The sequence below is a fragment of the Mycobacterium sp. 29Ha genome, assembly GCF_032883055.1.
In the GTDB taxonomy this organism is placed as follows: Bacteria; Actinomycetota; Actinomycetes; order Mycobacteriales; family Mycobacteriaceae; genus Mycobacterium; species Mycobacterium gallinarum.
The window spans coordinates 95,833-114,879 of record NZ_JAMQTI010000014.1; the positions used below are offsets into that span (position 1 = coordinate 95,833).

General features: G+C 65.9%; 21 protein-coding genes. 7 read left to right on the forward strand and 14 right to left on the reverse strand.

The annotated features are described in order from the left end of the window. Positions 1–15: 15 nt before the first annotated feature. Entirely contained in the window at positions 16–723 is a 708-nt protein-coding gene (locus M1248_RS19130; protein WP_317149392.1) for a GAF and ANTAR domain-containing protein, read from the reverse strand. Between the two features lie 187 nt (positions 724–910). Here M1248_RS19130 and M1248_RS19135 point away from each other — a divergent pair, with 187 nt between their 5' ends. From M1248_RS19135 to M1248_RS19150, 4 genes are all read left to right on the forward strand, one after another. After that, a complete protein-coding gene (locus M1248_RS19135) occupies positions 911–2,125 on the forward strand; it encodes an acetyl-CoA acetyltransferase (RefSeq protein WP_317149393.1) in 1,215 nt (404 codons plus the stop codon). Positions 2,126–2,132: 7 nt separating this feature from the next. Then, the gene (locus tag M1248_RS19140) at positions 2,133–3,650 is read left to right on the forward strand and encodes a carotenoid oxygenase family protein (RefSeq protein ID WP_317149451.1); all 1,518 of its coding nucleotides are present in this window, start codon (positions 2,133–2,135) and stop codon (positions 3,648–3,650) included. A 33-nt stretch (positions 3,651–3,683) separates the two neighbouring features. Then, positions 3,684–4,532 (forward strand): winged helix-turn-helix transcriptional regulator, encoded by an 849-nt coding sequence (locus tag M1248_RS19145; protein ID WP_317149452.1) that lies wholly within the window; start codon positions 3,684–3,686, stop codon positions 4,530–4,532. Between the two features lie 117 nt (positions 4,533–4,649). Further along, a complete protein-coding gene (locus M1248_RS19150) occupies positions 4,650–5,099 on the forward strand; it encodes an Hsp20/alpha crystallin family protein (protein WP_163730689.1) in 450 nt (149 codons plus the stop codon). Between the two features lie 85 nt (positions 5,100–5,184). On the opposite strand, the gene M1248_RS19155 is transcribed toward M1248_RS19150, so the two are convergent. Continuing rightward, positions 5,185–5,781: a GNAT family N-acetyltransferase gene (locus tag M1248_RS19155; RefSeq protein ID WP_163730690.1), complete on the reverse strand. Its 597-nt coding sequence runs from the start codon at positions 5,779–5,781 to the stop codon at positions 5,185–5,187. Beyond that, positions 5,778–6,215 (reverse strand): hypothetical protein, encoded by a 438-nt coding sequence (locus M1248_RS19160; RefSeq protein ID WP_163730691.1) that lies wholly within the window; start codon positions 6,213–6,215, stop codon positions 5,778–5,780. The genes M1248_RS19155 and M1248_RS19160 overlap by 4 nt, the downstream gene beginning before the upstream one ends. Before the next feature lie 22 nt (positions 6,216–6,237). Here M1248_RS19160 and M1248_RS19165 point away from each other — a divergent pair, with 22 nt between their 5' ends. Continuing rightward, complete coding sequence (locus M1248_RS19165) at positions 6,238–6,684, forward strand: cupin domain-containing protein (protein ID WP_317149394.1); 447 nt, start codon at positions 6,238–6,240, stop codon at positions 6,682–6,684. Here the strand turns inward: M1248_RS19165 and M1248_RS19170 are convergent. Together M1248_RS19170 and M1248_RS19175 are read right to left on the reverse strand one after the other, a co-directional pair. Further along, the gene (locus M1248_RS19170; protein ID WP_317149395.1) at positions 6,620–7,393 is read right to left on the reverse strand and encodes a 3-keto-5-aminohexanoate cleavage protein; all 774 of its coding nucleotides are present in this window, start codon (positions 7,391–7,393) and stop codon (positions 6,620–6,622) included. The two genes, M1248_RS19165 and M1248_RS19170, sit on opposite strands and share 65 nt — an antisense overlap. Before the next feature lie 36 nt (positions 7,394–7,429). Next, positions 7,430–7,807 (reverse strand): RNA-binding S4 domain-containing protein, encoded by a 378-nt coding sequence (locus tag M1248_RS19175; RefSeq protein ID WP_163730694.1) that lies wholly within the window; start codon positions 7,805–7,807, stop codon positions 7,430–7,432. 161 nt (positions 7,808–7,968) lie between these two features. Here M1248_RS19175 and M1248_RS19180 point away from each other — a divergent pair, with 161 nt between their 5' ends. Continuing rightward, entirely contained in the window at positions 7,969–8,625 is a 657-nt protein-coding gene (locus M1248_RS19180) for an SDR family oxidoreductase (protein WP_163730695.1), read from the forward strand. On the opposite strand, the gene M1248_RS19185 is transcribed toward M1248_RS19180, so the two are convergent. Then, positions 8,622–9,386, reverse strand: a complete 765-nt coding sequence (locus M1248_RS19185) for a VOC family protein (RefSeq protein WP_317149396.1) — start codon at positions 9,384–9,386, stop codon at positions 8,622–8,624. The two genes, M1248_RS19180 and M1248_RS19185, sit on opposite strands and share 4 nt — an antisense overlap. A gap of 90 nt (positions 9,387–9,476) precedes the next feature. Beyond that, positions 9,477–10,376 carry an amidohydrolase family protein gene (locus M1248_RS19190; RefSeq protein WP_163730697.1) on the reverse strand — a complete coding sequence of 300 codons (900 nt, stop codon included), beginning with the start codon at positions 10,374–10,376 and terminating at the stop codon, positions 9,477–9,479. A gap of 4 nt (positions 10,377–10,380) precedes the next feature. On the opposite strand from M1248_RS19190, the gene M1248_RS19195 reads away from it, so the two are divergent. Next, positions 10,381–10,701, forward strand: coding sequence for a DUF1330 domain-containing protein (locus M1248_RS19195; RefSeq protein WP_317149397.1), 321 nt, complete (start codon positions 10,381–10,383; stop codon positions 10,699–10,701). 4 nt (positions 10,702–10,705) lie between these two features. Here M1248_RS19195 and M1248_RS19200 read toward each other — a convergent pair whose 3' ends face one another. Genes M1248_RS19200 through M1248_RS19230 form a run of 7 tightly spaced genes read right to left on the reverse strand, consistent with a single transcriptional unit; the run spans position 10,706 to position 19,046 of the window. Then, positions 10,706–12,130 (reverse strand): aldehyde dehydrogenase family protein, encoded by a 1,425-nt coding sequence (locus M1248_RS19200; RefSeq protein WP_163730699.1) that lies wholly within the window; start codon positions 12,128–12,130, stop codon positions 10,706–10,708. Positions 12,131–12,158: 28 nt separating this feature from the next. Further along, on the reverse strand, positions 12,159–13,871 hold the full coding sequence (locus tag M1248_RS19205; protein WP_163730700.1) for a thiamine pyrophosphate-binding protein: 1,713 nt from the start codon (positions 13,869–13,871) through the stop codon (positions 12,159–12,161). 19 nt (positions 13,872–13,890) lie between these two features. Next, positions 13,891–14,838, reverse strand: coding sequence for an acyl-CoA dehydrogenase family protein (locus tag M1248_RS19210; protein ID WP_163730701.1), 948 nt, complete (start codon positions 14,836–14,838; stop codon positions 13,891–13,893). Further along, positions 14,838–16,052: an acyl-CoA dehydrogenase family protein gene (locus M1248_RS19215; protein ID WP_163730702.1), complete on the reverse strand. Its 1,215-nt coding sequence runs from the start codon at positions 16,050–16,052 to the stop codon at positions 14,838–14,840. Before M1248_RS19215 ends, M1248_RS19210 begins: the two co-directional genes overlap by 1 nt. Further along, positions 16,049–16,969, reverse strand: coding sequence for a Gfo/Idh/MocA family oxidoreductase (locus M1248_RS19220; protein ID WP_317149398.1), 921 nt, complete (start codon positions 16,967–16,969; stop codon positions 16,049–16,051). Before M1248_RS19220 ends, M1248_RS19215 begins: the two co-directional genes overlap by 4 nt. Further along, positions 16,966–17,883 carry an acyl-CoA dehydrogenase family protein gene (locus M1248_RS19225; protein ID WP_317149399.1) on the reverse strand — a complete coding sequence of 306 codons (918 nt, stop codon included), beginning with the start codon at positions 17,881–17,883 and terminating at the stop codon, positions 16,966–16,968. The genes M1248_RS19220 and M1248_RS19225 overlap by 4 nt, the downstream gene beginning before the upstream one ends. Continuing rightward, on the reverse strand, positions 17,880–19,046 hold the full coding sequence (locus M1248_RS19230) for an acyl-CoA dehydrogenase family protein (protein WP_317149400.1): 1,167 nt from the start codon (positions 19,044–19,046) through the stop codon (positions 17,880–17,882). The genes M1248_RS19225 and M1248_RS19230 overlap by 4 nt, the downstream gene beginning before the upstream one ends. Position 19,047: the final 1 nt, after the last annotated feature.

The window sequence follows — 19,047 nt, forward strand, 5'->3', positions numbered from 1 at the left end:
CGCGGTGCGGATCGCCTACTCGGCGCCGCGATTGTCGTTACCGCCCCGCGTCTCGATGACTCGCTGTGCGATATCGGTCAGACGGACGTTGCTGTCCTGCGAAAGCCGCCTCAGCATCTCGAAAGCCGCCACATCGTCGATGTCGTAGCGCTCCATGATGATGCCCTTGGCCTGGCCGATGCGATCCCTTGTCGTCAACGCCGACTGCAACTGCTCGCCCTGCCGACTGGCCAGGATCGCGGCCGCGGCGTGCGCAGCAAGAACAGTCGCGATCGTCTCATCCTCGCCGTCGAACGAGTTCGCCTCGAAACTGAACATGTTCAGGGCGCCGGCGGTCCGATCGGCGGTGTACAGCTTGACCGACAGTCCACTGAGCACGCCGAGTTCGACGACTGCAGGCGAATACTTGGGCCAGCGTGCTTCGGACCGGAAATCGTCGGTCCGCACAATCAGATCGTCCATCGCGGCCTGCACGCACGGACCCTCGCCGAAAGTCATCTGTAGGTCGTCGAGGGTGTGAGGCAAGTCAGAGGTACCGGCCAACGATTCGTACTTGCCGTTCTTGCCGACAAGCAGTACCCCCGCTGTGTCGACACCCGGAATGAGTTCCTTCGCCGTCTCGGTGACGTCGGACAGAACTTCACCGACACTGCGAGGCGACGCGGCAGCACGCGCCAACTCGGCCATCCGGCGAGCTAGGTCGTGGTTCCGTACCTCAGTCATCGCTACAGTCTTCCCAATCCGGGTGTCCGATACACGAACGTTTGCCATCTCACACAACGGGCAGTCCCAATAGAGGCTCGCGTAGTGGTCGACCTCTACGCACAGCCAAGGTTCCGTCGGTTCAGACCTGAGTGCCGACGGAGCCGAACCCTAGGGTCACTCTCTTAATTGTAGTAACGTCACCATCGTGGGCGCACCCAATGTCTGGATCCTCGGTGGCTATCAGACCGATTTCGCCCGCAACCTGACCCGGGAGGGCCTAGATTTCGCCGACCTGACCTGCGAAGTCGTGGATTCGACCCTCACCGCCTCGAAGGTCGACGCGTCCGACATCGACGTCGTACACCTGGGCAACGCTTTCGGCGAGATGTTCGCCCGGCAGGGCCACCTCGGCGCCATGCCCGCCACCGTCAACAGCGGTTTGTGGGACACACCCGCCTCGAGGCACGAGGCCGCCTGCGCCTCGGGCAGTGTCGCCACGCTGTCAGCCATCGCGGATCTTCGTTCGGGCGCATACCGGACCGCGCTGGTGCTGGGCGTCGAGCTGGAGAAGACGGTGCACGGCGACACCGCCGCCCAGTACCTCGGCGCGGCCGCGTGGACCGACCACGAGGGAGCCGACGCCAAATTCATGTGGCCACACATGTTCGACAAAGTGGCTGCCGAGTACGACCGCCGCTACGGCATCGATGACTCCCACCTGCGCGCCATCGCCCAGGTCAACTTCGCCAACGCGCGCAACAATCCCAATGCGCAGACGCGGGGGTGGGCGGTTCCGGACCCGATCACCGCGGACGACGACGCAAACCCCGTCATCGATGGGCGCATCCGTCGCTTCGACTGCAGCCAGATGACCGACGGGGCCGCGGGCATCGTCCTCGTCACCGACGATTGGCTGCGCGATCACACCACCGCGCGTCCAATCGGACGAATCGACGGCTGGGGCCACCGCACCGTCGGCCTCGGCCTGCAGCAGAAACTCGACCATTCGGCCGACAACCCCTATGTGCTGCCCCACGTGCGCACCGCGGTGCTCGACGCGTTCGACCGGGCGCGCGTCACCCTCGATGACGTCGACGGCTTCGAGGTGCACGACTGCTTCACGCCCAGCGAATATCTCGCGATCGACCACATCGGGCTCACCGGACCCGGCGAATCGTGGAAGGCCATCGAGAACGGTGAGATCGAGATGGGTGGGCTGCTGCCGATCAACCCCAGCGGAGGCCTCATCGGCGGCGGGCATCCCGTCGGCGCGTCCGGTGTGCGCATGCTCCTGGACGCCGCCAAGCAAGTCAGCGGCGGTGCGGGCGATTACCAGGTCGAGGGCGCAAAGACGTTCGGCACCTTGAACTTCGGCGGAAGCACCGCCACCACCGTCAGTTTCGTCGTGAGTGGAGTGTGAGATGAGCGTGAACGTGGAGGTCGTCGGGAAGTTTCTGTCGACGCTGCCCGAGGACGACGACCACCCCTACCGCACCGGACCGTGGCGCCCACAGACCACCGAATGGGATGCCGACGATCTGCAGGCGGTCGAGGGCGAGATTCCGCACGACCTCGATGGCGTGTACCTGCGCAACACCGAGAACCCTCTGCACCCCGCGCTGAAGTTCTACCATCCGTTCGACGGCGACGGCATGGTGCACGTCGTCGGATTCCGTGACGGAAAGGCGTTCTACCGCAACAGGTTCGTGCGCACCGACGGTTTCGACGCGGAGAACGAGGAGGGCGGCCCATTGTGGCCCGGCCTCGCCGAACCGATCCAGCTCGCGAAGCGCGACTACGGTTGGGGCGCACGGACGCTGATGAAGGACGCGTCGAGTACCGACGTGATCGTGCACCGCGGCACGGCGTTGACGAGCCACTACCAGTGCGGCGACATGTACCGCATCGATCCCTTCACCGGGAACACCTTGGGTAAAGAGGACTTCAACGGCGGCTTCCCGTTCGACTGGGGGGTTTCGGCGCACCCGAAGGTCGACGACCGCACCGGGGAGTTGCTGTTCTTCACCTACAGCAAGGAAGCGCCGTACATGCGCTACGGCGTCGTCGATGCCGCCAATGATCTGGTGCATTTCATCGATATCCCGCTTCCCGGACCGCGCCTCCCCCACGACATGGCGTTCACCGAAAGCTATGCGATCCTCAACGACTTTCCGCTGTTCTGGGATCCGAAGCTGCTGCAGGCCGGCGTCCACCTCCCTGGGTTTCACCGAGATATGCCGTCCCGGTTCGCGGTGATCCCCCGCCGCGGTGGCCCGGAGGAGATCCGGTGGTTCGAGGCCGATCCAACCTTCGTCCTGCATTGGGTCAATGCCTATGAGGACGGCGACGAGATCGTCCTCGACGGCTTCTTCGAAGGTGATCCCGCGCCGGTCGACACCCTCACCGGAGACAAGTACAAGAAGGCGTTCCGGTATCTCGCCCTCGACGGATTGCAGACCAACCTCCATCGTTGGCGCTTCAACCTGGTCACCGGCGAGACGCGCGAAGAACGCCTTTCGGACTCCACGACCGAGTTCGGCATGATCAACGGTGGATACGCGGGCGGCCAGTACCGCTACACGTATGCCGCAACGGGTAAGCCAGGATGGTTCCTGTTCGACGGTTTGGTGAAGCACGACGTTGCCACGGGCGCCGAGGAACGTTTCACATTCGACGACGGCGTGTACGGCAGCGAGACCGCAATGGCGCCGCGGGTGGGAAGCAGCGCCGAGGACGACGGTTACCTCGTGACGCTGACCACCGACATGAACGCCGACGCCTCGTACTGCCTGGTGTTCGACGCGGCCAGGGTCGCCGACGGACCGGTGTGCAAACTCGCACTGCCGGAGCGCATTTCCAGCGGCACCCACTCGACATGGGCGCGTGGTTCGGAGCTGCGGCGCTGGCGAGACGCCGACACCGCGGCCGGCGCGATCGGCCTGTAGGTGACCGAGCCGGGCCCCAACGCCGTCGCGCGCATGTTGGGGCTCCTGGGCGACGAGTGGACTCTGCTCGTCGTCCAGCAGGCGCTCCTCGGCGCGACGCGGTACGGCGACTTCCGCGCCCGGCTACCCATTTCGAACTCCGTGCTGACGGCGCGGCTGCGATTGCTGACCGGTGAAGCGCTGCTCGAAAGCCGCTCGTACCAATCCAATCCACCACGTTCGGAATACGTCATCACCGAACGCTCCCGATCGCTGTGGCCGGTGCTGCTGTCGATCTGGGAGTGGGAACGCCACTGGGTGCCCGACCACGACGATCCGCTGCCCGGCATGCGTCACACATCGTGCGGCGGCGACTTCGCACCGATCGTCGCCTGCGGCTCATGTAAAGAGGCGGCGAGCGAGAAAGACGTCGTCGCACAGTGGGGTCCGAGCGGCTCGTGGTCACGGTCGATTCCGGTGGCGGCGACGCGACGACGGTCGGCGTCCGATCAGTCGGCAGGGTTGTTCCCTCAGACGATGAGCGTCATGGGCAACCGATGGGGATTCGCGCTGTTGGTCGCCGCGTTTGTGGGGATGAGTCGCTTCACCGATTTTCAGACGCAGCTGGGCGCGCCCCCGGGCTCGATCGCCGACCGGCTGGCGATCTTCACGGCCAATGGGGTGTTCGAGATGTCCGACAACCGATACCGCCTGACCGAGAAGGGCCGGGCGCTGTATCCGGTCCTAGTGACCGCCCTGCAGTGGGCGCAGCGTTGGTACCAGTCACCCGAGGGACCGGCGGTAGCCCTCGCCCACACGGCGTGCGGCCGCCGGTTCGTACCCGTCCTGACATGCGATCAGTGCTCCGAACCACTGCGTGGCGCGCATGTCGCCGCGGTGTGAAATTAGGGCCGAAAGTCACTGGCACTCTCTGCCCGAGAGTGCTAATCTCGCAGGTGCACAGTGATTTGGTCGCCCGCCAGGGTGGCGGGCTCTGAGTTACGTAGGAGGTGAATTGCTGTGCTTCGTTTTGATCCGTTCAGTGACCTTGACGCCTTGACCCGTGGCTTGCTGACCAGCCAGACCGGATCGACTCGCACCCCTCGGTTCATGCCGATGGACCTCTGCAAGATCGATGACCATTACGTCCTGACAGCGGACCTGCCCGGTATCGATCCCGGATCGGTGGATGTCGACGTCGACAGCGGCACCCTCACGATCTCCGCGCACCGCACTGCCCGCTCCGAGGACTCCGTCCAGTGGCTGGCGAACGAGCGGTTCTTCGGCACCTACCGCAGGCAGCTTTCCCTTGGGGAAGGGATTGATGCAACGGCGATTTCGGCGACCTACGAGAACGGCGTCCTGACCGTGACGATCCCGGTCGCCGAGCGCGCGAAGCCGCGCAAGATCGAGGTCGCCCACAGCGGCAGACAACAGTCGATCGAGCCAACCACCGCCGACTCGGAGTAACCGCTCAATCGAGACTGCGGGCAGATCGCGATTCAGCTCGAAAACGCGATCTGTCCGCAGTCTCGCGCGCCCAAGAGGCATCCGGTCACGCGTGACGGCCCAGCCGGTACCGCAGGTTGTTGCGCACCGACGGCCACTCGATGTCCAGAATCGAGTACACGACGGTGTCGCGCCGCGATCCGTCGGCCAGCAGCTGGTTACTGCGCAACACGCCGTCGAGCTTGGCGCCCAGGCTCTCGATCGCCTTTCGGCTGGTGAAATTGAAGAAGTGCGTACGGAATTCAACTGCGACACAATCCAATTGATCGAAAGCATGGCCGAGCATCAGCAGCTTCGTCTCGCTGTTGACCCCGCTGCGCCGCGCCGACTCCACGTACCACGTGTTGCCGATCTCGAGTCGCCGGTTGGCCGGGTCCACGTTCATGAAGCTCGACGAGCCGACGAACGTGCCGTCCAGCCGACGCACGACCATCGTCAGTCCGGTGTCCGGCGTCTGTACGGCCAGCCGAGCGTCGACCCATCGCTCGACCGCCTCTGGGGCCGGCGCCGCGGTGAACCACAGGCGCCCGAGTTCGCCATCGGCAGCGGCGGCTTTGATCTCCGGAACATGTTCTGAGCCAAGAGGTTCCAGCTTTACCCAGCGGTCTCCGGTCAGCGAGATCGGTTCGACGTACCCGCTCATGGCGTTCGCACGGTGGCCGCCGACCACGCAGCGACCATCGTCATCACCGACAGCACCGCCGCCGTGATCGCCGCCGCGACGCCGATATAGAAGCCGAATCCAGCCGACACCGGCGTGTACACATACAACCGGTAGTAGAACACCGTGAGAACCACCAGCAGCACCGAAATGGCCAGTGCTGCCGAGGATGCCACCCGGGCCGACAACCCCCGCGCCGCCATCGCTCCCGCCACGATCAACGTCGCCGACAGCAGGACGATGAGTTGACCTACGCCGAAGCCGGATAACCGATTCCGCAACTCATCCATATCGCCGACCACGCCGCCGACCGCGCTGGCCCGAGCACCGTCAGCCGTCAGCCAGGGCATCCACGCATTGACCACAAGGACCGTCGCGCACAGTGCGACCAGCCATCCGGGACGCAGGCGCGACATGCGTCGAGACTACGGTATGACGATGACCGAACTACCCGACTGGGCGCGCCACGTCGGCATGGCTCCTCACCCCGAGGGCGGCTATTTCAGGGAGACCTGGCGCAGCGAGTTGACGGTGCCCCAATCGGCACTTCCCCAGGATTACAACGGCCCGCGCAACGCCGGGACGGCCATCCTGTTCCTACTGATGCCCGGCCAGCAGTCGGCATGGCACACCGTGCGCAGTGCCGAGCTGTGGCTGTATCACTCCGGGGGGCCGCTGCTCCTCGAGATCGGTCCCGAACAGGACACCGCCACAACACATCTACTCGGCTCGGACATCATGGGTGGCGAGAGCCCGCAGATCGTCGTGCCGCCCGGGCACTGGCAGCGCGCCCGCCCGCGTGACGATCAGCCCTGCCTCGTCAGCTGTGTCGTGGTCCCGGGATTCGACTTCGCCGACTTCGCCCTCGGGGCACCAGCCGACTGAGCAACTGCACAGCGGCGGAGACCAGTTCGGCGTTTCCCGGCGCGCGCGAGCCGTCCGGCAACCGAAGCGTGTCTTCCAGACCAATGCGAGTCTGGACACCACACACCCCGGCATGTTCCAGTAACGGCCAACAGCTTTCGTCCAGACCGTGCAACAACACCGGCGCGGGCGAGCCTGCGGCCTTCACTTGAGTGAGCAGTTCGTCCGCGGTCACCACATCGCCGTCGCCCGCCAACTCGACCATCACCCGCATACAGTGCGGTGCCAGTTCAGAGGCCGCCCAGGACGCGGCCGCCTCGGCGTGGAAGATGCCGGCCTCGACTCCGACTCCTCGATCGAGCAGCCGTTCGGCAAGCTCATCGGAGCCGGGCTCATGCCAGTTCACCGAGGCGAAGTCGGGCAGTTCACTCCATTTGCCGACAGCCCGCAGCCGGGCCCCCACATCGGGCAGCGCCCAGAAACCCGTCGTCACGCCCAGGGGCAGCCCGGGCGTTACATGGCGCACCGCCGCAACCGCGGCGTCGACGACAGATGCCTCCAGCGAGTCGACTCCGTCGGCGGTCTTCGGGTGCATATGGACGGCCTTGGCGCCGGCCTGGTGCGCGGCGAGCGCCGAGGCCGCCAGCTGATCGGGGGTGACCGGCAAGTCCGGGTGCTCGTCAGGGGTGCGAGCTCCGTTGATGCACGCTTTCACGTAGGTCTCGGGCATCAGCTCATCCTTCCAGCGATGACAGGCTGAAGCTGCTCAGAGTCGGCCTGCGCGCAGCTTGTCCAGCCGTCGGCGGTCTCGCTTGGTCGGCCGGCCGGCACCCCGGTCGCGCACAGCGATCGCCATCGTCTCGGTGGGCTCAGGTGTGGGTGTTCGGTCGAGAAAGCACGTCGCGGCATCGGCCGCCCCCACCCGCTTCTGGATCACCCGCACCACCTCGACCACCCGCATGGTCTGGCCCACCAATGCGCGTACCTCGTCGCCCGGTGACACCATGGTGGCGGGTTTCGCGGGCCGGCCGTTCACCTGCACGTGTCCGCCCCGGCAGGCGTCGGCGGCGTCGGGCCGCGTCTTGACGAGCCGGACCGACCACAGCCATCTGTCCACGCGGGTCGACTCCACGCCTTCCATCATGGACTTTCCGCAACGTGAACTACCCAGCCCGCCGATTCGTGTTACGAGAACACACCGCGACCGCAGCCTTATTGTGACCTTATGTAAGCCTTATTTTTCTTAAGAATAGGTGTACGGTGAGACCCAAGGCGCACGCACTGCAGCGACGAAAGGAAGCCGACATGCATCAAGCACCTTTACGGATTGTCCTGGTCACCGGCGGGTCGAGGGGTATCGGCGCGGAGATCGCGCAGAGACTCGCCAGCCCCGACACCCATGTCGTCGTGAACTTCCGCGAGCATGCCGAGCGAGCCGAATCTATCGCCCAGTCCATCCGCGATGCAGGTGGACATGCCTCGACGTTGCGCGCCGACATCGCCGACGAGGCCGAGTGCGCGGCGATGATCGACACCATCTCGCATCGTTTCGGCCGTCTGGACGCGGCCATTCTGAATGCATCCGTCAGCCCCGGGGCCGGCACCGATCTCGGAAACGCAAAGCGCCTCAACCGTGACGCCCAGCGCCGCATTGCACTGAAGACCGTGCCGCTGATGCCGGCCGGCGGCCGCATCGTGTTCGTCACCAGCCACGCGGCCCATTTCTTCCCGCACCGGGCGGTGCCGAAGGGTCAGACGGCCGTTGCCGCGAGCAAGTGGGCCGGCGAAACCGCGCTGTATGCACTGCGGTCGGTGTTCCGCCGGGCGGGAGTGCACTTCACGGTGGTATCCAGCGATGCGGGAGATGCGACGTTCGCAGGCGCGATCGTCAACGCCGCCACCACCCCGAACCCGTCCGGGATCGTGTACGTCGGCGGCGCTGACTCGCTGAAGATCGCCTAGTCCAGCGACGACAGGTTGAAGCCTGCTCCCGTGGAGTCGGCGACCGAGGCCAACCGGCCGTATGGGGTGTCCTCGGCGTCGCGGATGACGCTGCCGCCGTTGTCGAGGACCAACTGCACGGTCTTGTCGACGTCGTCGGCACCGAGGAAGAAGAACCAGCTGGGTTCGACGTCCATTGCCATGACACCGAGCAACGCCTCGCCGTCGAAGTTGGCTGTGCTGTAGCGGAATTCGTCGGTGTCCGACACGGTCTCGATGTTCCAGTCGAAGACCTCGCGATAGAAGTCGAGCGCCTTGCCGTACTCGCGGGTGGTCAGCTGGAAGTACGTTGGCGCGCCGTTCTCGTTGACGACTTCGAAGCCTCGGTGGCCCGCCGGCTGCCACAGTCCGACGAACGCGCCCGTCGGATCGCTCAGCATGCCCATCTGACCCCGGTCGCCGATCTGCATGGGCTCGGGCGGACCCTCCGTGCAGGCAACGCCGCCCACCGCAACCGCCTTGTCGAGCGTGGCCTTGGCGTCGGTCGTGTGCAGGTACGTCGCCCACGCGTCGGGGACGTTCCACTGCGGATCGTTGAAGTTCAGCCCGGCAACGGGTTTCCCGTCGCAGAACGCATTGACGTACCCGCCGAACTCCGGTCCGGACGCCTCGAAGGTCCAGCCGAACACCCCGGCGTAGAACTCCTTGGAGCGGTTGACATCCGACGACGCCAGGTCGATCCAGATCGGTGCCCCCACGGGGGCGGAAGTGCGGACGGGCACGATGGTCTCCTTCGAGATGGTGGGTCGGTCCCGGAGCCGCCCCGGCGGCGACATCCAGTCACCGATGCAGACCACCGCCCCGTCAGAAACTCATCGGATGCCCAGTACTCGTAGTGCGTTTTCTTTGTAGATCAGCGGCACCACCGCCGGATCGACATCGAGCTCGTCGAAGTCCCGACGCCAGCGGTCCAGCTGGATGTACGGGTAGTCGGTTCCGAACAGCACCTTGGTCCGCAGTTGTCGGCTCGCGGCGCGCACCAGTTGCGGCGGAAAGTACTTCGGCGACCAGCCCGACAGATCGATGTAGACATTGGTCTTGTGCGTGGCGATCGCGATCTGCGAGTCGACCCAGGGCACCGCCGGGTGCGCCATCACGATCGTCATCTCCGGGAAATCGGCGGCGACGTCGTCCAGCAGCATCGGATCCGAGTACCGCAGCTTGATGCGGTGCCCGCCGGGCAGACCCGCGCCCATTCCCGTCTGCCCGGTGTGAAACAGCGCGGGCACGCCGGCCTCGGCGATCGCCTCGTAGATGGGGTAGAACTTTCGGTTGTTCGGCTCGAAGGCCTGCATGCTCGGGTGGAATTTGAAGCCCTTCACCCCGTAGTCGCGGACGAGTTCGTGGACGCGATGGACCGCGCGGCGCTCATGCCACGGGTCGACGCTGCCGAACGGGATCAGCACGTCGTTGTTGCGCACCGCGCCCGCGATGAGGTCTTCGATCGAGTTCGGCGTATGCCGCATGCCAGTGCGCGCGTCGACGGTGAAGACGACCGCCGCCGTGTTGTGCCGCCGGTACTCGTCGGCCAACGCGTCGACGCTCGACAGCGCGCCGGGTCCTCGTTTGAAGTACTTGCCGACCGCGTCGACCAGCTCGTCGTCGTACGCCTTGTGGCCGTGCGCGTCGACCTCGACGTGAGTGTGAATGTCGATGGCCGCGACCTTGTCGAAATCGATCGCATATTCGTACTTTTCGCCCTGTACCGTCACCCACGTGACGATATACGCGCTGAACCTCTTCGATATCGCCGATCGCGAGGAGTACCTCGCGTACTCGAAACGCTCGCCCCAAGAGGTCGCCAAGCACGGCGGCCGCGTCGTCGCGCTCGGGCAGTTCAACGACGCGATCCTCGGCGACATCGAACCGCGCAAGGTGCTGATCCTCGTCGAGTGGGACTCACGTTCCGCGTTCGACAGTTACTGCGACGACCCCGAACTCGCCGATCTGCACGCACACCGGGAGAACGGGTCGTCGTCCTACATCTGGCACCTCTTCGACCGCCTCGACGATCTTCGGCCGCTGCTCAAGGCGTAGCGATCTAGGCCGGTGAGTAGCCCAGGGCGCCCTTGATCTCGAGGTACTCGTCGAAGCCGAACTCGCTCCATTCACGGCCGTTGCCGCTGCGCTTGTAGCCACCGAACGGCGTGTTCAGGTCGAACGCGTGGTTGATGGCGACCTGGCCGGCGCGGATCCGGCGAGCCACCGCACGCGCCGCCTCGATGTCCGCAGCCGAGACGTAACCCGCCAACCCGTACTCGGTGTCGTTGGCGATCTCGATCGCCTGATCGATGTCGTCGTATTCGAGGATGCACAACACCGGCCCGAAGATCTCCTCGCGCGCGATCGTCATGTCGTTGGTGACGTCGGCGAACACCGTCGGCCGGACGTAATAGCCGGTCTCCAGGCCCTCAGGCCGACCGGGGCCACCGGCGACGACCGTCGCGCCCTCCTCGATGCCTTTCTGGATCAGGCCCTGGATCTTGTCGAACTGCGCCTTCGATGCGACCGGCCCGATGGCCGACCCATCCTCGGGGTCGCCGACCTTGACCTGTTCGGCGGCGGCCTTGGCCGCGGCGATGGCTTCATCCTTGCGGGACTTGGGCACCAACATGCGGGACGGGGCGTTACAGCTCTGACCCGAGTTCGGCATCATCGCCCGCACTCCGAGGGTGACGTTCTGAACCAAATTCTCATCGTCGAGCACGATGTTCGGGCTCTTGCCGCCGAGTTCCTGGGTCACCCGCTTCACCGTCGCCGCGGCGTTGCGGGCGACGTCGATGCCGGCCCGCGTCGAGCCGGTGAAGGACACCATGTCGATGTCCGGGTGGCTGGACAGAGCGGCGCCGACTCCTGCGCCCTCGCCGAACACCATGTTGTACACGCCGGCAGGCGTGCCGGCCGCGTCCATGATCTCGGTGAAGATCTGCCCGGAGTACGGGGCGACCTCCGACGGCTTGAGCACCATCGTGCAGCCGGTGGCCAGCGCCGGGAACACCTTGCATGCGATCTGGTTGATGGGCCAGTTCCACGGCGTGATCAGACCGCAGACCCCGATCGGCTCCTTGAAGATCATCGCCGCGCCGCGGGGCACTTCGAACTCGAAATTCTTCAGCGCGTCGATGGCACCGTTGAGGTGTCCGAGGCCGAGATAGACCTGCGTGCCCGAGCCCAGCGACGGCGGCGCGCCCATCTCCTCGGACACCGCCTCACCGAGATCCGCGGAACGCTTCTGATACTCGGCCAGGATCGCCTGCAAGAGATCGAGGCGCTCTTCACGACTGCTCACCGACCAGGTGGCAAACGCTTTTCTCGCGGCTTTCACCGCATTGTCGACGTCGGCGGCCCCGCCGATCGCGATCTTGCCCGACACCTGCTCGGTGGTCGGGTTGTCGACGTCGAGCGTCTTCGGCTCGACCGGGTCGACCCACTTGCCGTCGATGTAGAACTTCAGATATTCGCGCATGTCTTGCACTCTTCCCTAACGCAGGCTGTTACTGGGTGCCTTCTGCATACCAGGTGCGGAATCGGTCGTACTTCGGCATCTCCTCGGAGTTGGCCTTCGGATCGATACACACGTGCACCACACCGACTTTGCCGCTGGCATAGGCGCGGGCGATGGCCGGACCGATCTCGTCTTCCTTCTCCACGTACTCGCCGTGACAACCGAATCCCTCGGCGATCTTGTCCATCCGGACGTCCTTGCTCCAGTGCACGCCGGGCTGCGGAGACGGCTGCGAGAACGTGCGCTTGTACACGCCGACCTCCAAGCCCCACTGATGATCGACGCCCACGACGCAGACCAGGGGCACGCCCTCTCGCGCGGCGGTCTCGAGTTCGGCGATGTGGAAGAGGAACGCGGAATCGCTCGTCAGCAGCATCACCGGCCGCTTGCGTCCCTCGGCCACCGACGCCCCCACCGCGTACGGCAGTCCCGTGCCGAGATGGCCGAAGTTCTGATTCCAGATCACGTCGCGCGGCTTGGACTGCGAGTACGTCCACTGGAAGATCACCGTCGCGCCGCCGTCGCGGACCATGATGCCGTCCTCGAGTTCCTTGAACGCCTTGGTGGCCTCGACGACGTAGCGCGCCGGGTGAATCGGCGCGCGTCCCGATGGTGCGGATGCGGCGAGTTCCGCCAACTCTTCGGAGTCGGCCTTGACGAGCTTGTCGAGGTTGGCCGACGGGGCGCGCGGGGTGTCCTTCAGCGCCTCGACGAGCTGCGGCACAACACCGCGCAGATCGCCGACCAGCGGCACATCGAACTGACGGTTGACGCCGATGGCGGCCGGATCCTGTTCGACATAAACCCATTTGCGATTGGCGTCGTTGCCGGCCCAGTGCTGGGTCCGGCCGTAGTGCATGGGCTCACCCAGTTCGGTCCCCAGCGCGACACACAGGTCGGATTCCTCCACGGCCTCGTTGGCGGCCGGGGAGAACAAGTAGGGGAACGTCCGGTCCTGCAGTCCCGGGATGTACGACGTGCCACCGGAGGTCTGGATGACGGGACAGTTCATCAGCTCGGCCAGCTCTTTGACCTCCTGCTGGGTGCGCGACGTGTGCACGCCGTGGCCCACCAACAGGATCGGGTTCTTCGCCTCGCGGATCAGCTTGGCAGCCGCTGCGATCTCGGGTGCACCCGCACCCTGGTTGACGAGGCGATACCGGTTGGGCGGCAGGGGTTCCGGGACGTCGAGCTCTTCGAGGATGACGTGCGACGGGAACTCGATGTACGACGGCCCGGGCGTTCCGGACATCGAGCGACGGATGGCCTCGCGGATGATTTCGTCGGTCTGGTCGGCGTACTCGATCGAGCTGCTGTACTTGACGGAGTTCGCGAAAAGCGGTTCCTGCTGCACGAATTGGATACGGCCGCGGCGCACGCGACGTTCGGTGACGCGGGCGCGCTGGCCGCCGAGGAAGATCACCGGCGAGTTCTCCACCAAGGCGCACTGGATGGCGCCCGCGATGTTCGCCATACCCGGACCGAGCGTGCCGATACACAGGCCGGGCTTGCCGGTCATCCGCGACGCCGCCTCCGCCATGAAGCCGGCGCTCAACTCGTGGTGCGGTGCCACCACCGACCATCCGCGGGCGTCGGCCTCGGAGAACATGTGCACGAAGTTGGGGTCCGGGATGCCGAACAGCGTGTTGACGCCCTCGGCCTCGAACAGGTCGAGAATGCGTTTGTAGACGGGTACACCCATGTGAAACTCCTTGATTCCCTTATAGATAGCGTTGAGCTATGTGCTTGCGGTGAGCTGCCGGCGAGCCGAACAGAGAACGGTTGAGAGCGGCGCGTTTGAGGTACACGTGGATGCCGCTCTCCCACGTGTAACCGATGCCGCCGTGCAGCTGCATGGCCTTGCCGGCGATGTCGACGGCGGATCCGCACGCGTACGACTTGGCCATCGCAGCGGCAACATCGGCGTCGGGTCGGTCGTCGGCAATGGCGTGCACCGCGGCGCCGACGAGCTGGCGCGCGACCGAGACGGTGACGAGCATGTCGGCGCACGCGTGCTTGACGGCCTGGAACGAGCCGATGGGCCTGCCGAACTGCTCGCGCACCTTCGCATAACCCACCGTCGCGTCCAGCATCGCTTCCGAGATGCCCAGGCTGTCGCAGGCGACGGCGACCGCGGCGCGATCACGTAGGCGCCTCATTGCAGCGGCGGGGTCCCCCTCGAACCGCAGCACCTCGGCGCTGTCGATAGCCGTGACCGTGGCCAGTCTGCGTGTGTCGTCGAGCACCGGCTGCGCGGTGACGCTCGGCGCGCAGACGGCGACGCCGTCGTCGGTGATGATGAGGATCCTGTCGGCGCCCTCGGCGTCGGGCACGAAGTCCGATTCGATCGCGACGGCCAGCCTGACCGCCCCGGATGCCTGGTCGGTGAGTAGCTGATCTCGAGTATCACTGGGCTGCAGCGCTTTCAAGGTACCGACGGCCAGTACAGCGCTACCCAGGTAGCTGTTGGCGCTGGCGGCTCGGCCGATCTCCTCGCAGATCACCGCGGTCTCGGCGAACGTCGCACCCGCTCCGCCGAACTGCTCGGGAACTTCGAGGCCCACCCAGCCCGCGTCGACGAGCACCGGCCAGTCCACCGCGCGATCCTTGGCCAGCAGGTCACCTGCGACCGAGCGCAGCTCGTCGTGGAACTCCGAATAGTCGGTCATCACACTCTGCCCGATTCTCGCGGTCTCACAAGGCCCCGCTCGGAACTCGGTTCTCGCGGCAGCCCGAGCCCGCGCTCACCGATGATGGTGCGCTGGATCTCGCTCGCTCCACCGGGGATCGTCCACTCCCACGACCCGATGAAGTCGAGCATCCAGGCGCCGGACTCCCAGCCGCTCGACATGGGCTTCGTCAACTCGGTATGCGCGGCCAGTCCCCCGACCTCCGCGCCGAAATCCGTCATCCGCTGCAGCAGCTCGCTGTAGAACAGTTTGACGATGGATGCGTCGGCGGGGCCTGCGCTCCCACTCTCGTTATCCTCGACTACCTTTCGGCACATACCGCGCAGACCCGCGATCTCGGTTTCGAACTGCGCCAGGCGGTCGGCCACGATCGGGTCGTCGACCGGGCTGCTCTGCAACAGCCAGCGGAAGCCGGCGTTGCCGAGACGTTCGGCGAGCTCGAGCATCGTCATGCCCCGCTCGGCACCCAACGTCGCCTGGGCGACCTGCCAGCCTTGGTTCTCATCGCCGATGAGGTTGGCGGCGGGGATTCGCACATCGTTGAGGAACACCTCGCAGAAATGTGAATCGCCGATCGCGTTGCGGATCGGCCGCACCTCCACGCCGGGTGTCGTCATGTCCAGCAGGAAGTACGAAATGCCAGCGCTCTTTCGGGCACCAGGGCGCTTGGGGGCTTCGGGGTCGGTGCGGGCCAACAGCAGGCACCAGTCGGCGTGCATGCCGCCGCTGGCCCACAACTTCTGGCCGTTGACGACGAAGGTGTCGCCCGCGCGTCGTGCTGTGGTGCGCAGGCTCGCCAGGTCGGACCCGGCCTCGGGTTCGGAGAAGCCCTGCACCCAGATCTCGCCGTCGAGGATCGCGGGTAGGTGTTGACGGCGCTGTTCGTCGGTGCCCGCAACGAGCAGGGTCGACGCGGCGTGGTGGATTCCGACGAAGGCGAGCACCAGTCGTGGTGCGTCGTGGGCGGCCAACTCCTGGTACAGCACGACCTGCTCGGCGACCGAGAGACCGCCGCCCCACTCGCGCGGCCAGTGCGGGACGGCGTAGCCGGCGCTGTGCAGCGTCGCGAACCACGACTTCTGGAAGGCGACGAATTCCTCGTCGGTGGCGCCGGTTTGGGCCTGACGCCAGTCCGGCGGGATGTGCTCGACGCACCACGCGCGCACAGTGTCGCGGAAGTCGTCCAGGCTCATGATGCGTTCACCCGGAGCTTGTCCATCGCGTGGGCTACCGCCACACCGTCGTCGAACGACGGGGCGATCTGTGTGCCGGTTCGTACCGCACCGACGACGTCACTCAGGAACGCCGACAGCGCCGGCGGTGGCGACCTCCGCGGCGCCGGTGGGAATTCGAACGTCTGGGGTTCCGCGCCTGGCCGATGCACGACCAGTCTGGTGTCCCCGGCCAGCTCGAGCGAGCCGTCGCTGCCCAGCAGTGTCGCGCGTGGCGCGAGGGGGACCGACCCGGCGAAGCCGGTGTCGTGCGCGGCGGTGCAGCCGTTCGCCATCGTGAACCATGCCGAATACGCGTCTTCGGCAGTGGCCCCGGGCGGCGACCCGTCGATCCGGGTCACGCCTCCACAATCGGCGACCTCGCTGTTGAACAGCCAGCGCGTGAAGTCGATCAGATGGGAGCCGTACGCCCCGATCCATCCGCCGCCGAGCTCACGGTCGTTGATCCAGCCGTACTTTCGACCGCGCATGCCGCTGCCGTAGAACGTCCAGTTCAAATGGAGGGGTGTGCCGATGATTCCATCGTCGGCCAGCTGTTTGATCTTCGCCCACGACTCGTTGTAGCGGAATTCGAAGTTCAGGAAGTTCAGTACACCGGCGGCGCGGGCGTGTTCGCGCATCGACTCCGCCTCCTCGGCGTTGCGGCCGAACGGCTTGTCGCACAGCACTGCGTGTCCGTGATCGACTGCGGCCGTCACATGCTCGACGTGCATGAAGGGCGGAGAGTGCACCGAGATGAGGGCGACGTCGGAGGCGATTGCGGTCTTCACCGCCGCCTCGTCGCGAGGGCTGATGACCTCGACGTCGAGCCCGAGACTTTCATACACGGGTGCGGCGGCGTGCTTACCGAAGCCGGTTCCGATCACGGCGACCTTCATGCGAACAGGCCCGTCAATCCGGATCCACCGACGCGGCGGGTCAGCTCGTCGCGCGTGGCCGAAAGGCCCAGGGGCAACCGGCGTAGCGGTTGGCTGTAGCGCGACAGCCACGACAGCGTGGTCTCGTCGCAGAACCCGACCGCACCGTGCAGCTGGTGGCACACCCGGAAGATCACCTCCGCCGCCTCGATCGCCGACATCCGCAGCGCCAACGCGTCATTGAGCGCATCCGGCTGGCGGGTCCCGATACTCCACAGCGCGTACTTGGCGAGGATGTCCAGCCCACTGCGCTCGACCTCGGCGTCGGTCAGTTGGAACTGCACACCCTGGAAGGACGACAGCGTCTGCCCGAACTGCTTGCGCAGGCTGACGTGCGAGACGGTCAGTTCGATCGCACGATCGAGCATGCCGAGCAGTGTCCAACACGGCAGCACGAGTCCCAGCGCCACATCGTCCGCACCGCCGTCGTCGATCGCAGACAGTGTCACCTCGGTGACGAAACCCGTCCCTGTGCCGCCGATGCCTGACACCGTCGACCGGGCCCCGTCCAGCGTGACGGCAGCCCAACGTGATTCGAGCCCGGCGAGCGCACCGGACGGACGAGTGCGCGCGACCACGATCAGACCGTCGGCATCGAGGTCGGTCGGCGCCGCCAGCCGTTCGGCGACCGGGTAGGGCACCGCCCAGTAACCGGCGCTTCGGCACAGCGCCGCGGCGGCTTCGAGACCGTCGGTGTCGTTGCGGGGATCGAGTTCCCAGGCGCCTAGTCCAGCGAGCACTGGCCCCGCCAGCGACTCGCGGATGGCGGGTTTGGCCTCCGCCTGTTGTACGAGTTGGTCGCCGCCCCCCGCCTCGAATGCGCGAAGAGCCTGACGGCCATATTCTTTGGCGTCCTCGCTGAGATCGAGAATCATCTCGTGGCCGCCAGCAGGCTGCGCGACAGCAGGATGCGCTGCATCTCGATGCTGCCGGATGACACGGTGGAGGCCTGCGAGTACTTCCAGTGGTCCTCGACCTCGCCGAGAAACCATGCCGCGCGCGGATCGTCGTGCGACACCTCGGCGGCGATGTCCATCAGTACCTCGGCGCTGTCCTGGTCCAGCTTGGTGACGGCGATCCGGTAGGCCGCCGCGTCACCGGGCTGGATACGCCCGCTGCTCTGCAGCGAGACCACCCGGTACGCCATCAGGCGCGCGCGGCGGCAGTGGGTCAGCATCCGCACCCAGCGTCCGCGCAGTTCGGTGGACAGGTCCTCCCAGCGGCCCCCGAGAACCGTTGGGGCAGCCGCCAGTAGCCGTTCGCATCGGGCATACCGGGCGATGCCGACCCGCTCGAAGGACATCACGTCCTGCACGATCGACCAGCCCGCGTCAACGGTGCCGAGCACGTCGGCCTCGGTGACCCGCAGGTCGTCGAAGAACACCTCGTTGAGGTGGTGCGGGCCCATCATGCAGCGGATCGGTCGCACCTGAATCGCCGGATCGTCCATCGGCACCAAGAAGATCGTCAGACCCTGTTGTTTTTTCTGGGTTGCGCCTACTCCGACCTTCGACGTCCTCGCCAGCAGGAAGCACCATTGCGCCATGGTCGCGTAGGAGGTCCAGATCTTCTGACCGCTGACCAGCCAATCGTCGCCGTCGCGTCGTGCAGCGGTGCGCAGTGACGCGAGATCCGAGCCCGCCTCCGGTTCGGAGAAACCCTGGCACCAGATGACCTCGCCGCGCGCGATCGGTGGCAGATGTTTCTGCTGCTGTTCGGAGGTGCCGTGTCGCATGATGATCGGCCCGACCCAGTTCACCCCCATGTACTGGGCTCCGCGCGGTTCGTGATGGGCCCACATCTCCTCGCGCACGACTGTCTGCTCCCACACCGACGCGCCGCCGCCGCCGAACTCCTCGGGCCAGGACAGGCACAGCAGGTTGCGCTCGGCGAGTAAGCGACAGAAGGCCTGCGCGGTCTCCAGGTCGGCGGGATCGTCGGTGAAGGCACCCAGAAAGTGTTCGGGCACATTGGCGTTCACCAGCTCGCGTAACTCTGCGCGCAGCTCGTGGGCCTTCTGGCCCATCGTGAAGTCCATG